This is a genomic window from Streptomyces sp. NPDC000348 (assembly GCF_042898795.1).
In the GTDB taxonomy this organism is placed as follows: domain Bacteria; phylum Actinomycetota; class Actinomycetes; order Streptomycetales; family Streptomycetaceae; genus Streptomyces.
Window position 1 is genome coordinate 113806 of record NZ_JBIAZD010000011.1, and the last position, 13538, is coordinate 127343.

Sequence of the window (13538 nt, forward strand, 5' to 3'; positions counted from 1 at the left end):
GACAAGACGTCACCCGGTTGTTCTTTCGCGCTGGGAACTACCCTGGTCCGGTGCGTGACAAAACCCAAGCGAATTCCCCCGCGCCCGGTGACGGTCTGGTCCGTGCCGGTGCCCTCGTCTTCTTCGTCGGCGCCGTGGCCACTCTGGTCACGGTGGCCCCGTTGTTCCTCGGGACGACGCCCTTTCCGACGTACATGTTCGGGCTGAGCATGTTCATGGCCGTCGGATTCCTGATCGCCGGTGCGGGTGTACTCCGTTCGGTGGCGGAGGGACGCCGCCGGGCGCGGGCGGGGCAGGTTTCCGGGCCGGTTTCCGGTCAGTCGTCCGAGCGGTAGTCCGAAAACCACCGCGGGAATTCCGTCAGACCGGTGAGGACGACGTCCGCGCCGGCCTCGCGGAGCGCCTCGGGGCCGTACGGGCCGGTGGCGACCGCGACGGACAGCGCGCCGGCGGTCCGCGCGCCGCGCACGTCGCCCAGGTGGTCGCCGACGTAGACGGTGGCCTCGTGCTCGCGCAGCGCGAGCGCCTTCTGCTCGGCCCACAGGTCGCCGATCACGGCGTCCGGCTCGATCCCGAGGTGGTCCAGGTGCAGCTTGGCGTTGGGCTCGTACTTGGCGGTGACGACGATCGCCCGCCCGCCCGCCTCCCGTACGGCCGTTATCGCCTCACGGGCGCCGGGCAGGGCGGGCGTGGCGGTGATGGCGTACGTCGGGTACATCGCCCGGTACAGGTCCGCCATCTCGTCGACCCGCTCGGCCGGGAACCAGTTGACCAGCTCGTCCACCAGCGGCGGCCCGAGCCGGCTGACCGCGAGATCGGCGTCGATGTACGTCCCGGTCCGCTCGGCCAGCGCCAGGTAGCAGGCGCGGATGCCGGGCCGGGAGTCGATGAGCGTCATGTCGAGGTCGAAGCCGACGGTGGGCGGGAGGGGGGTCGCGAGGGCCATGGGGGCCATTGTGCCCAGCGGCCACCGCGAGCAGTCGGCCGCCTCGTGGCGTGCGGCCGGGGGCCCCTTCCCGTCCCCGGGGGGCGCTGCCCCCGGACCCCCGCTCCGCAAACGCCGGAGGGGCTGATCCCGACGGGTCAGCGCTGCCGCTGCGAGCGCCAGACCAGGAACAGGGCCGTGGCGAGGGCCGCGGCCCGGATGACCCACGGCCAGGTCTCGGAGACCGCGTCGTTCATGTGGCCCTCGGGGACGGGGGCGCCCCAGCGGCCCTCCGTCCTGCCCCAGAGCCAGACGACGCCGCCCGCGAGCGCGAGGCCGGGGAGGATGACCACCGCCCACTTGATCTCCGCCTGGGTCAGGCGGCGGGAGGCGTAGGCGATGAGCCAGCCCAGGATCAGGGCGCGCCAGTCGCCGATCACGGTTCCCGCGACCAGCAGACCGGCGGCGAGCAGGAGCAGGGGGTTGCTCCAGCGGCCGGCGGGGAGGCGCGGGAGGAAGCGGCGGCGACCGGAAGCGGCGGGCTCCGCCTCGGGGGCGGCGGGGACCGCGGCCGGCGCGGGCGGCGTTCCCTCCTCCTTCGCCGGGGGCGGTTTGAGGAGTTCGGGGATCTCGACGCCGCCGACGAAGCCCGGCACCTCGTCGCCGACGCCGAACGGACTGCTGTCCACCCGCCACCAGTCGGGCTGGGTGGCGCTGTCGCCGAGTTCGTCCGTGCCGGCCCGGTGCGGCGGGGACGGCGCGCCGGCGGGGGCGGGGGCGTCCGGTGTCCCGGCGGGGCGGGGGCGGGGGACGATGCGGCGCAGGACGCCCCTGGGACGGTCGGCGCGGGCACCGTCGCGGAGGTCGCCGCGCGTGTCCGCGCGCACGTCCTCGTGGGCCCCGGCACCGTGCTCCGGGTCGCGCTGCACCGGGACGGCGGCGGGCGGGGCGGGGGCGCCCGGGACGGTGCCGGAGGCGTCCTCGGCGGCCGTGACGACCTCGGTCGGCGTGCCGATGCGGGAGATGATGCGGCGGACCGCGGCGGGCGAGTCGACCACGGTCCGCGCCCGGCGCCGGTCGATCTCGTCGCGCAGCTCGGCGACCAGCCGCATGCGGGCCGCCGACGGCAGCTGCCGCTGCTGCGCCACGTCGCCGACGCGGCTCAGATACTCGTAGACGACCTGGTCGCTCTCGATACCCACGAAGTCCCCTCCGGGACGGATGCGTCGGGACACCGTCGCCCGACGGTACCGCGAGTGGGCCCGGCCGACCCAACTCCCGGCGCTCCACGGACGTGCCCACCCGCTAACGTGAGACGGATGAGCACCGAGGAGAACCCCGCGGCGGCCCCCCGATCCCTCGCCGAGGCCCTCCGGGGGCGGGACGACGTCTCCCTGGCCGCGCTGCTGCGCAGCCGGCCGGATCTCATCACGCCCGTGCCCACCGACCTCACCCAGCTCGCCACCCGCGCCGGCACCCGCGCCTCGGTCGTACGGGCGCTGGAGCGGCTGGACCGGTTCGTGCTGCAGACGGCGCAGGCGCTGGCCGTCGCCGCGGACCCGGCGCCGTACGAGGAGCTGCTCGGGCTGATGGCGGGCGACGACGGGGACCCGGTGGTCTCCGCCGCGCTGCCGCACGCCCTCGGCGTGCTGCGCGAGCAGGCGCTGGTGTGGGGCGGTGACGACCGGCTGCGGCTGGTCCGCACCGCCCGTGAGCTGCTGGCGCCGTCGCCGCAGCACCCGTCGCCGACCGGGCTGGGCCCGACGGTGCGGGAGGCCACCGCCGGGATGTCGCCGGGGCGGATCCAGGAGATCGTGGTGGCGGCGGGGCTGCCGTCGACGCACGACCCGGTGTCCGCCGTGGCCGCTCTGACCTCGCTGTTCACCGACCCGGTGCGGATGTCCGCGCTGCTCGACGAGGCGCCGGCCGAGTCCGTGGAGGTACTGGAGAGGCTGGTCTGGGGGCCGCCGTACGGGCAGGTCACCGCCGATCCCGCGCCCCGGCTGCGCTGGCTCCTGGACCGGGGGCTGCTGCTGCCGACGGCGCCCGGGACGGTCGTCCTGCCGCGCGAGGTGGCGCTGCGGCTGCGGGCCGGACGGGCGCACCGGACGCCGGAGCCGTTGCCGCCGCCCGTCGAGGCCGCCGCCGCGCACCGTCCGCAGGTGGTGGACGCGACGGCGGCCGGGCAGGCGTACACGGCGCTGTCGACCGTCGAGGAGCTGCTGAAGGACTGGCACGAGGGCGGACCGGCGGTGCTGCGGGCCGGCGGGCTGAGCGTGCGGGACCTGAAGCGGACCGCCGTCGCGCTGGACGTGACCGAGCCGGTGGCCGCGTTCTGGGTGGAACTCGCCTACGCGGCCGGGCTGCTGGCCTCCGACGGGGAGGCCGACGAGCGGTACGCGGCCACCCCGGCGTACGACGAGTGGCGCGAGCGGCCCGCCGCGGAGCGGTGGGCGCACCTGGTCACGGCGTGGCTGGCGGCGACGCGGACGCCGGGGCTGGTCGGCGGGCGGGACGCGAAGGACCGCACGCTGTCGGCCCTGGGCCCCGGCCTGGACCGCTCGGCGGCCCCGGAGGTACGGCACCGGGTCCTGACCCTGCTGGCCGGGCTCCCGGAGGGGGCGGCGCCGGCCCCCGGATCGGTACTGGCACGGCTGCGCTGGGAGCGCCCGCCGCGCGGGGGCGGGCGGGGTGGCGCCGGTACGGCCTCCTCGGGGGCGGAGGGGGCGCGCGGGACGGGCGGTTCACCGGCGGAGGCGGCGCGCGGCGCGGGAGCGGGGGGCGCGCGTGGCGTGCCCGGCCCGGTCGTGGCGGGTGCCCGCGGGACGGAGGGCCTGACGGGGGCGGGGGACGGCGAGGACCTGCGGGGGCGGATCGCGCGGTGGACGCTCTCCGAGGCGGAGATGCTCGGGATCACCGGGCGCGGTGCCCTGTCCGCGCACGGGCGGGCGCTGATCGGCGCGCCCGCGGGCAGGCGGGCGGAGGCGGAGCCCGAGGGGCCGGGTGACAAGCTGCCCGTGCGTCACCGGCCGGTCCCGGTGCCGGCTCCGCCCTCCCCCGCCGAGCAGGCCGCGGCCGCCGCCGGCGCCGCCCGTCTGCTCGCGCCGCTGCTGCCCGAGCCACTGGACCACGTGCTCCTCCAGGCCGATCTGACGGCGGTGGCGCCGGGCCCGCTGGAGCGGCCGCTCGCCGATGTGCTGGGCGTTCTCGCGGACGTGGAGTCGAAGGGCGGCGCGACCGTCTACCGGTTCACGCCCGGTTCGGTGCGGCGCGCCCTCGACACCGGGCGGACCGCCTCCGACCTGCACGCCTTCCTCGCCGCGCACTCCCGTACGCCGGTGCCGCAGCCGCTGGCGTACCTCATCGACGACGTCGCCCGCAGGCACGGGCACCTGCGGGTGGGCGCCGCCTCGGCCTACGTCCGCTGCGACGACGACGCCGTGCTCAGCGAGATCCTCGCCGACAAGCGGGCCGCGGGCCTCGGCCTGCGCAGGCTGGCCCCGACCGTGCTGGCCGCGCAGGCCGGTCCGGCCGGTCTGCTGGAGGGGCTGCGCGCGATGGGGTTCGCACCGGCCGCCGAGTCGGCGGAGGGCGATGTGGTGATCGCCCGGGCCGACGCCCACCGCACCCCGCCGCGCACCCCTCCCGCGCCGGTCCCGGACGGGCCGCCGGTCCCCGACGACACCCTGCTCACGGCGGCGCTCCGCGCCGTCCGCGCCGGCGACCTCGCCGCCACCGCCCCGCGCGAACCGGCCGCCGGGGGCGACCCGGGCCGCGGGGAGCTGCCCCGCACCACCGCCGCCGAGACCCTCGCCACCCTGCAGGCCGCCGTCCTCACCGGCGAGGCGCTGTGGATCGGCTACGTCGACGCCGAGGGCGGCGCCGGCCGGCGCGTCATCGCCCCGGTCCGGGTCGAGGGCGGCTCCGTCACGGCGTACGACCACACGGCGGACGAGGTGCGCACGTATCCGCTGCACAGGATCACGGGGGTCGCGGAGCAGGCGGACGACGAGAGCTGACTCGTTCGGGTGTACGGCGGACTTCATGCACGCCACGCCGGGGGGTTCCCCCTGATGAGCGAGGTTGCGGGGCGCCGCGCATCCCGCGGTGGGGCGTTGGGCAGCCACCAGGTGTCCTGAGCGGGCCCGGAAGCCACCGCGGTCCGTTCGCACGCAACAGAAAGGAAGTCCCATGCGTGCCGTTCGTCGTGTCGCCGCCGTCCTTACCTCCACGGCCGTGCTGCTGGGAGCGTTCGCCGCCGAGGCCGCCGCGGTCGGAATCGACCTCGGCGGGGGCCTGACCTTCTGACACGTCCCCTGCTCCGACGCGTCTCGCGTTCTGATCCGTCTCGTGTTCCGATCCGTTCCTCGTGCGCGGCGGGCCGGTCCCTCGTCCCCGGGACCGGCCCGTTCCCGTCGACCGACGACGAAGGGTGTCCCATGCCTTCCACGTTCCGTGCGGTGGCCGTCTGTCTCTCCGCTCTCGCGCTCGTCGCGGTGCTCGCCCCGGCCGCCGCCGCGCTGCCGCTGCCGATCCCGGCCGCCGGAGGGGAGCCGCTCGTCACTGAGGGGGTGACCGTCGAGGGGCCCCTGGTGAACAACCTCACGCTGCCGCCGCTGAAGTAGCCCGGTCCGCTCGGGACCACCGACGCGCGCGATCGGGCAGACTGGAGGTTTGGCCGGGCGATGCCCGTGCAGTGCCCGTGCCGAGCCCGTCGCAGAAAGGCAGCCGCGCGTGAACGGTCCGCTCATCGTCCAGTCCGACAAAACTCTGCTGCTCGAGGTCGATCACGAGCAGGCCGACGACTGCCGTCGGGTCATCGCGCCGTTCGCCGAGCTGGAGCGGGCGCCCGAGCACATCCACACCTACCGGGTGACCCCGCTGGGCCTGTGGAACGCGCGGGCGGCCGGACACGACGCCGAACAGGTCGTGGACGCGCTGGTGCAGTACAGCCGCTACCCGGTGCCGCACGCGCTGCTCGTCGACATCGCCGACACCATGGACCGCTACGGCCGGCTCAGCCTGGTCAAGCACCCGGCGCACGGCCTGGTCCTGACCAGCACCGACCGGCCGGTGCTGGAGGAGGTGCTGCGCTCGAAGCGCGTCGCGCCGCTCGTCGGCGCCCGGATCGACCCGGACACGGTGGTCGTGCACCCCTCGGAGCGCGGGCAGATCAAGCAGACGCTGCTGAAGCTGGGCTGGCCCGCCGAGGACCTCGCCGGGTACGTGGACGGCGAGGCGCACCCCATCGAGCTGGTCGAGGACGGGTGGGCGCTGCGCCCGTACCAGAAGCAGGCCGTGGAGAACTTCTGGCACGGCGGCTCCGGTGTGGTCGTCCTGCCCTGCGGCGCGGGCAAGACGCTGGTCGGCGCGGGGTCGATGGCGCAGGCGAAGTCGACCACGCTGATCCTGGTCACCAACACCGTCTCGGCCCGCCAGTGGAAGCACGAGCTGGTGCGGCGGACCTCGCTGACGGAGGACGAGATCGGCGAGTACAGCGGGACGAGGAAGGAGATCCGCCCCGTCACCATCGCCACCTACCAGGTGCTGACGACGAAGCGGAAGGGGATCTACCCCCACCTGGAGCTGTTCGACTCCCGGGACTGGGGCCTGATCCTCTACGACGAGGTGCACCTGCTGCCCGCGCCCGTCTTCAAGTTCACCGCCGATCTCCAGGCCCGGCGTCGGCTCGGTCTGACCGCGACCCTGGTGCGCGAGGACGGCCGCGAGTCGGACGTGTTCTCGCTGATCGGCCCGAAGCGGTTCGACGCGCCGTGGAAGGAGATCGAGGCGCAGGGCTACATCGCCCCGGCCGACTGCGTGGAGGTCCGGGTCAACCTCACCGACTCCGAGCGGCTGGCGTACGCGACGGCGGAGCAGGAGGAGAAGTACCGGTTCTGCTCGACGACGGCGACCAAGCAGAAGGTGACGGAGGCGATCGTCCGGCGGTTCGCGGGGCAGCAGATCCTCGTCATCGGGCAGTACATCGACCAGCTGGACGAGCTGGGCGAGCACCTGGACGCGCCGGTGATCAAGGGCGAGACGTCGAACGCCCAGCGGGAGAAGCTGTTCGACGCGTTCCGGGAGGGCGAGATCAGCGTCCTGGTGGTGTCGAAGGTCGCGAACTTCTCGATCGACCTGCCGGAGGCGACGGTCGCCATCCAGGTGTCGGGCACCTTCGGGTCGCGGCAGGAGGAGGCGCAGCGGCTCGGCCGGGTACTGCGGCCCAAGGCGGACGGGCACCGGGCCCACTTCTACTCCGTGGTCGCCCGGGACACCATCGACCAGGACTTCGCCGCGCACCGCCAGCGGTTCCTGGCGGAGCAGGGGTACGCGTACCGGATCATGGACGCGGACGAACTGCTGACCGAGAACTGACCGGTCGCCTCCCGGGCGGGCCGTGCGCCGTCACGGGGGCGGACGCCGGCACGGGGACGCACGCCGGCACCGAGGCGGACGCCGGCACCGGGGCGGACGCCGGCACCGAGGCGGACGCCGGCACCGGGACGCATGCCGGCACCGGGGCGGACGGCCGGGAACGCCGGTGGGGCGGCGTGCGCCGACGCGGTGCCGGAGTACGCCGCCCTCGGGCGGGAGGAGCCGCGGGACGCGGCCCGCGCCGTCACGGGGAGGGTTACTTCGGGTCGCGGGCGAACGTGGCGGCCGACCAGAAGTAGCCGAGCACCGCCAGGCCCAGGCACCAGGCCACGGCCAGCCATCCGTTGTGGCCGATCTCCGTGCCGAGCAGCAGCCCGCGCAGGGTCTCGATGGCCGGGGTGAAGGGCTGGTACTCGGCGATCGGCCGGAACCAGCCCGGCATCCCGTCGACCGGGACGAAGGCGCTGGACAGGAGCGGCAGCAGGATCAGCGGCATCGCGTTGTTGCTGGCCGCCTCGGCGTTCGGGCTGACCAGGCCCATGCCGACGGCGATCCAGGTGAGCGCCAGGGCGAACAGCACGAGCAGCCCGAACGCGGCCAGCCACTCCAGCGCCGTGGCGTCCGTGGAGCGGAAGCCGATGGCCACGCCCACGGCGCCGACGAGGACCACGCTCGCAACCGACTGCAGCACGCTGCCGATGACGTGCCCGATGAGCACGGAGCCCCGGTGGATGGCCATCGTGCGGAAGCGGGCCATGATGCCCTCGGTCATGTCCATGGAGACGGAGACCGCGGTGCCGATCGTGGTGGAGCCGATGGTCATCAGCAGCACGCCCGGCACGAGGTAGGCGATGTACGCGGAGCGGTCGCCTCCGCCCATGCCCGCGCTCATCACGTCCCCGAAGATGTAGACGAAGAGCAGCAGCAGCATGACCGGCGTGAGCAGCAGGTTCAGGGTGAGGGACGGGTAGCGCCGGGCGTGCAGGAGGTTGCGGCGCAGCATCGTGGACGAGTCGCGCACGGCCAGGGCGAGGGTGCTCATCGGGCGGCCTCCTTGGAGGGGGCGGGGACGGCGGCGCCGCCGGTCAGGGCGAAGAACACGTCGTCGAGGTCGGGGGTGTGCACGGTCAGCTCGTCCGCCTCGACGCCGGCGGTGTCGAGCCGGTCGAGGACGGCGCGCAGCTCGCGCTGGCTGCCGTCGCTGGGGATCTGCAGGGTGAGGGCGTCGTCGTCCCGGGATGCCTCGCGCAGGGCGGAGGCGGCGGACCGGTAGCCGGCCGGGTCGGTGAAGCGGAGCCGGACGTGTCCGCCGGGGACAAGGCGCTTGAGCTCCCCGGCGCTCCCTTCGGCGGCGATCCTCCCGTCGTGGAGCACGGCGATGCGGTCGGCGAGTTCGTCGGCCTCCTCCAGGTACTGGGTGGTGAGGAAGACGGTCACCCCGCCCGAGACCAGTTCGCGGATGATCTGCCACATGCTGTGGCGGGAGCGCGGGTCGAGGCCGGTGGTCGGCTCGTCGAGGAAGATGATCCGCGGGGCGCCGACCAGGGTCATGGCGATGTCGAGGCGGCGCTTCATGCCGCCGGAGTAGGTGGAGGCGGGCTTCTTCGCCGCCTCGGTGAGGTCGAACCGCTCCAGCAGTGCGGCGGCCACCCGCCGCCCCTCGGGCCTGGGGAGGTGGTGCAGGTCCGCCATCAGGAGCATGTTCTCCTCCCCGGTGATCAGGCCGTCCACGGCGGAGAACTGACCGGTGACGCCGATCGCGGCCCGCACGGCCCGGGGGTCGGTGGCGAGGTCGTGGCCGCCGACCCGCAGGTCGCCGGCGTCGGCGGTGACGAGGGTGGAGAGGATCTTGACGGCGGTGGTCTTGCCGGCGCCGTTCGGGCCGAGCAGGGAGAAGACCGTGCCTTCCGGGACGGTCAGGTCGACGCCGTCGAGCACGACCTTGTCGCCGTAGGACTTGCGCAGCCCGTACGCCGCGATGGCCAAGCCGGTCATGGGAATCTCCTTCACAGGCTGCGGGCGGTGATGTCGCCGTGGGCGGTGGTCGCGTGGACGGTGAGGCCGGCGGCGGCGCCGTCGGCGTTCCTGAGCGTGTTGTGGACCCGGCCGTAGCCGGTGCCGGCGTCGAGGGAGGCGGAGGCTCCGCGGGCGGCGCCGACGGTGATGTCGCCGTGCCCGGTGCGCAGCGCGACCGTGCCGCGCATCGCCTCGGTGACGCGGATGTCGCCCTTCTGGGTGCTGATCTCGGCGGGGCCGCCCAGGCGGCCGACCGAGACGTCGCCGGCGAGGACGGTCAGGCGGGCGCTCGCGGCCTCGTCGAGCTTGACCGGGCCCTGCGCGCCCTCGAAGGCGACGTCGCCGAGCCGGCCGACGCCCCGGAACTCCGCGGCGGACGCCTTCGCCTCGACCCGGGAGCCGGTGGGCAGCCGGACGGTGACCTCGACGGATCCGGACGGGCCGAGGAGCTGGTTGCCCGACGGCGGGCCCTCGATCCGCAGGACGCCTCCGTCGTATGCGACCCCGGTCCGCTCCGCCGCCTTCCTGTCGCGGCTCCTCGTGGCGTCCGCGGGCAGGACCTCGACCACGGTGTCGGCCCGGTCGGCGGCGATGAACCGGATGCGGCCCGCGGGGACGTCGAGGACGACGGAGACCGGGGTGGGGGTGTCGAACTGCATCGTGCACTCCTTCGGGTTGTCGTTTCTGACACCGGAAACGCTACGTTGCGTTCATGATTACGGCAACACCTTCGTTGCACCTAAGTCTTATTTACGCAGCTCACAGCAGATATATCGTTGCAACGGATTGAAATTCAACGCAACGGACGACATGAGTTCATTGCAATGAATTGGAAGTGAACGCTATGCTGGGGACCTCACGGACCACGAAGGAGACCGCGTTGCCAGGAGGCAGGCTCACCCAGCAGGAACGCCAGCAGATCGCCCTGGGGCTGGCCGACGGGCTCGCCTACGCGGAGATCGCCAGACGGCTCGACCGCCCCACCTCGACGATCACGCGCGAGGTGATGCGCAACGGCGGACCCACCGCCTACCGCGCGGACCTGGCCCACCGCGCCACCGAGCGCCGCGCCCACCGGCGCAGACAGGCCGCGCCCCGGGGGCCGGAGGCGCTCCCGGAGGAACACGGACGCGACGCGGAGGCCGTGCGCGCGTACGAGGAGACGCTCACCACCGTCTTCATAGCGTCGGGCACGCCCAAGATGATGGCCCGGGTCATGGCCTGTCTGACCCTCACCGACAGCGGCAGCCTGACCGCGGCCGAGATCGCCCAGCGACTCCAGGTCAGCCCGGCGTCCGTCTCCAAGGCGGTCACGTTCCTGGAGGGCCAGGGCCTCATCCGCCGAGAGCGCCAGGAGGGCCGCCGCGAGCGCTACGGCGTCGACGACGACATCTGGCACCAGTCGATGATGGCCAGCGCCCGGTCCACCGCCCAGGTCGCCGAGACCTCACGGCAGGGCGTCGGCATCATGGGGCCCGGCACACCGGCCGCCACCCGCCTGGAGAACATCGCCCGCTACCTCGACTTCATCTCGGAGGCGATCGTCCGCGCCGCCGAGCAGGCCCGCGAGGTCCTGCACACGCAACCGGAGACGGCCCCGGACCGCGGGTGACCGACCGCGCCGCCTACCTGCGGCGGACGCCCGCCTCCTCGCCGTACTCGCCGAGGACGATCACGTCGAGGACCGCGCCGAGGAACACCTTCACGGCGCGCAGGACATCACCGGGGCGGCGCGGACGGCCGCCCGGGGGCGGGGTCGTGCCGGCCGGCCGGACCGGCGGCGTGGCGGGGTTGACGGTCGCTGCGCTCATGTCCCCATGGTCGCGCCGCGGTCCCGGGGCGGGCATCGGCCGGAGGGACCGGTCCGCCGGCCCTCCGGGTACGCCCGAGGGGTGACCCGTACCCCTCGGGCAGGACGGTCCCGTCCCCTAGGGGACGAACAAATCGTTTGGACCGCACCGGCCCCGCGTCCTAGAATCTCCGCTCTTGCCCGCCTCCCCTCACGGAGCGCCGCCGTCCGGACGGAAACCGGCCGGTATTCCGCCGCAGCAACCAGCAGCAGGTCCCCCGGAGGCACCCCCTTGTCCGCGTCCACGCCGGTAGACGAGCCCGTAGACGGTCCCGCGACCACCCCCGCGGACGATCCGCTCGCCCGCGAACGCTCCCACCTCGCCGCGTCCCGTTCCGCGCTGCGCGCCATGCGCGAGGACGTCGAGGCCCTCGACATCAGCGACGTCACCGCCAACTGGGTCAACGCGGCCGCGCTGCAGCACCAGATCGAGGAGCGCATCAAGGCGCTGGCCGACCTCAGCGACACCCCGCTGTTCTTCGGCCGCCTCGACTACCTGCACTCCCCCGGCGCCGACCGGGCCGAGGGCGCGGAGGGGGAACTCTTCTACATCGGGCGCCGGCACGTGCACGACGCGGACGGCGACCCGATGGTGATCGACTGGCGCGCGCCGGTGTCGCAGCCGTTCTACCGGGCGTCCAAGAAGGACCCGATGGACATCGCGCTGCGCCGCCGCTTCGGCTACACCGGCGGCGACCTCACAGCGTACGAGGACGAGCGCCTCTCCGACCCCGCCGAGGCGGCCACCACCAGCAAGCTCCTCCAGCAGGAGATCGAACGTCCGCGCGTCGGCCCGATGCGGGACATCGTCGCGACGATCCAGCCCGAGCAGGACGAGATCGTACGGTCCGGGCTGTCCGGCAGCGTGTGCGTGCAGGGAGGCCCGGGGACCGGTAAGACGGCCGTCGGCCTGCACCGCGTCGCCTACCTCCTCTACGCCCACCGCGAGCGGCTGGCCCGCACCGGCACGCTGGTCGTCGGGCCGAACCGCTCCTTCCTCCACTACATCGAGCAGGTGCTGCCCGCGCTGGGCGAGCTGACGGTCGCGCAGGCCACGGTGGACGACCTGGTGGCGCACGTGGAGGTGCGCGGGACGGACGAGGCGCCGGCGGCGGTGGTCAAGGGCGACGCCCGGATGGCCCGGGTCCTGCGCCGGGCCCTCTACGCCCACGTCACGATGCCCACCGAACCGGTCGTGGTCGTGCGCGGTTCGCGCCGCTGGCGGGTCCCGGCGTACGAACTGGAGGAGATCGTCCGGCAGTTGCTCGACCGCGACATCCGCTACGGGGCCGCCCGCGACGCCCTCCCGCAGCGCATCGCGCACGCCGTGCTGGTGCAGATGGAGCGGGCGGGCGAGGCACCGGACGACAGGGTCCAGGACGCGGTGGCCCGCAACGCCGCGGTGAAGGCGGCGGTGAAGACGGTCTGGCCGGCCGTCGACCCGGCGAAGCTGGTGCTCCGGCTGCTGAGCGAACCGGAGTTCCTGGCGGAGCACGCGGAGGGCCTGCTCGACGAGCAGGAGCAGAAGACGATCCTGTGGGCGAAGCCCGCCCGCTCGGTGAAGTCGGCGAAGTGGTCGGCGGCGGACGCGGTGCTGATCGACGAGGCGGCCGACCTCGTCCGGCGCACGCACTCCCTCGGACACGTGGTGCTCGACGAGGCGCAGGACCTGTCCCCCATGCAGTACCGGGCGGTGGGCCGCCGCTGCACGACCGGCTCGGCGACCGTCCTCGGCGACCTGGCCCAGGGCACCACCCCGTGGGCGACCCGCAGTTGGGAGGAGGCCCTGGGCCACCTGGGCAAGCGGGACGCGGTGATCGAGGAGCTGACGGCCGGTTTCCGCGTCCCGACGGACGTCATCACCTACGCCTCCCGGCTGCTCCCGCACATCGCGCCGGGCCTGACCCCGGTGGCGTCGATCCGCGAGAACCCGGGCTTCTTCGAGGTGCGCCGGTCCGGGGGGACGGACGACGTGGTGTCCGCGTGCCGCGAACTCCTGCGCAACGAGGGCTCGGTGGGGCTGATCGCGGCGGACGCCCGCGTCCCGGGGCTGGCGCAGGCGCTGACGGCGGCGGGGATCACGTACGTCGCCCCCGGCGAGGAGACGACCCGTGCCACCCGTCTGACCCTGGTCCCGGCCTCCCTGGCGAAGGGCCTGGAGTACGACTACGTGCTCCTGGACGAACCCCGGGCGGTGGTCGACGCCGAACCCGACGAACGCACCGGCCTCCGCCGCCTGTACGTCACCCTCACCCGAGCGGTTTCGGGCCTGATCGTGACGCACACGGCCCCGTTGCCGGAGCAACTGACGTAACCACCACCGCGGGCAGTCGTGCCTCCCCCAGTGCCTTGAAGGCCTGGGAGGTGCCC

Annotated in this window: 12 protein-coding genes; 6 read left to right on the forward strand and 6 right to left on the reverse strand. The window is 74.2% G+C overall.

What is annotated here, in order from left to right; translation table 11 throughout:
* Positions 1 to 50: 50 nt before the first annotated feature.
* Positions 51 to 335: a hypothetical protein gene (locus ACFY3N_RS22270; protein WP_390818438.1), complete on the forward strand. Its 285-nt coding sequence runs from the start codon at positions 51 to 53 to the stop codon at positions 333 to 335.
* Here the strand turns inward: ACFY3N_RS22270 and ACFY3N_RS22275 are convergent.
* Both ACFY3N_RS22275 and ACFY3N_RS22280 read right to left on the reverse strand, forming a co-directional pair.
* Positions 317 to 946, reverse strand: coding sequence for an HAD family hydrolase (locus ACFY3N_RS22275; RefSeq protein WP_390818439.1), 630 nt, complete (start codon positions 944 to 946; stop codon positions 317 to 319). The genes ACFY3N_RS22270 and ACFY3N_RS22275 overlap by 19 nt on opposite strands.
* 137 nt (positions 947 to 1083) lie before the next feature.
* The gene (locus ACFY3N_RS22280) at positions 1084 to 2127 is read right to left on the reverse strand and encodes a hypothetical protein (RefSeq protein ID WP_390818440.1); all 1044 of its coding nucleotides are present in this window, start codon (positions 2125 to 2127) and stop codon (positions 1084 to 1086) included.
* 117 nt (positions 2128 to 2244) lie between these two features.
* On the opposite strand from ACFY3N_RS22280, the gene ACFY3N_RS22285 reads away from it, so the two are divergent.
* From ACFY3N_RS22285 to ACFY3N_RS22295, 3 genes are all read left to right on the forward strand, one after another.
* The gene (locus ACFY3N_RS22285; RefSeq protein WP_390818441.1) at positions 2245 to 4944 is read left to right on the forward strand and encodes a helicase-associated domain-containing protein; all 2700 of its coding nucleotides are present in this window, start codon (positions 2245 to 2247) and stop codon (positions 4942 to 4944) included.
* Positions 4945 to 5364: 420 nt separating this feature from the next.
* The gene (locus tag ACFY3N_RS22290) at positions 5365 to 5550 is read left to right on the forward strand and encodes a hypothetical protein (protein ID WP_390818442.1); all 186 of its coding nucleotides are present in this window, start codon (positions 5365 to 5367) and stop codon (positions 5548 to 5550) included.
* Positions 5551 to 5659: 109 nt separating this feature from the next.
* Positions 5660 to 7303 (forward strand): DNA repair helicase XPB, encoded by a 1644-nt coding sequence (locus tag ACFY3N_RS22295; protein ID WP_390818443.1) that lies wholly within the window; start codon positions 5660 to 5662, stop codon positions 7301 to 7303.
* A gap of 256 nt (positions 7304 to 7559) precedes the next feature.
* Here ACFY3N_RS22295 and ACFY3N_RS22300 read toward each other — a convergent pair whose 3' ends face one another.
* The 3 genes from ACFY3N_RS22300 to ACFY3N_RS22310 are packed head-to-tail and all read right to left on the reverse strand — an operon-like array spanning position 7560 to position 9978.
* Entirely contained in the window at positions 7560 to 8345 is a 786-nt protein-coding gene (locus tag ACFY3N_RS22300) for an ABC transporter permease (RefSeq protein WP_390818444.1), read from the reverse strand.
* Positions 8342 to 9298, reverse strand: coding sequence for an ATP-binding cassette domain-containing protein (locus ACFY3N_RS22305; RefSeq protein WP_390818445.1), 957 nt, complete (start codon positions 9296 to 9298; stop codon positions 8342 to 8344). Before ACFY3N_RS22305 ends, ACFY3N_RS22300 begins: the two co-directional genes overlap by 4 nt.
* 11 nt (positions 9299 to 9309) lie before the next feature.
* A complete protein-coding gene (locus tag ACFY3N_RS22310; protein WP_390818446.1) occupies positions 9310 to 9978 on the reverse strand; it encodes a DUF4097 family beta strand repeat-containing protein in 669 nt (222 codons plus the stop codon).
* 221 nt (positions 9979 to 10199) lie between these two features.
* On the opposite strand from ACFY3N_RS22310, the gene ACFY3N_RS22315 reads away from it, so the two are divergent.
* Positions 10200 to 10931, forward strand: a complete 732-nt coding sequence (locus tag ACFY3N_RS22315) for a helix-turn-helix domain-containing protein (RefSeq protein WP_390818447.1) — start codon at positions 10200 to 10202, stop codon at positions 10929 to 10931.
* A gap of 13 nt (positions 10932 to 10944) precedes the next feature.
* On the opposite strand, the gene ACFY3N_RS22320 is transcribed toward ACFY3N_RS22315, so the two are convergent.
* Positions 10945 to 11130: a hypothetical protein gene (locus tag ACFY3N_RS22320; protein ID WP_390818448.1), complete on the reverse strand. Its 186-nt coding sequence runs from the start codon at positions 11128 to 11130 to the stop codon at positions 10945 to 10947.
* Between the two features lie 270 nt (positions 11131 to 11400).
* Between ACFY3N_RS22320 and ACFY3N_RS22325 the strand changes: the two genes are divergently transcribed.
* Positions 11401 to 13482 carry a HelD family protein gene (locus tag ACFY3N_RS22325; protein WP_390818449.1) on the forward strand — a complete coding sequence of 694 codons (2082 nt, stop codon included), beginning with the start codon at positions 11401 to 11403 and terminating at the stop codon, positions 13480 to 13482.
* Positions 13483 to 13538 lie beyond the last annotated feature (56 nt).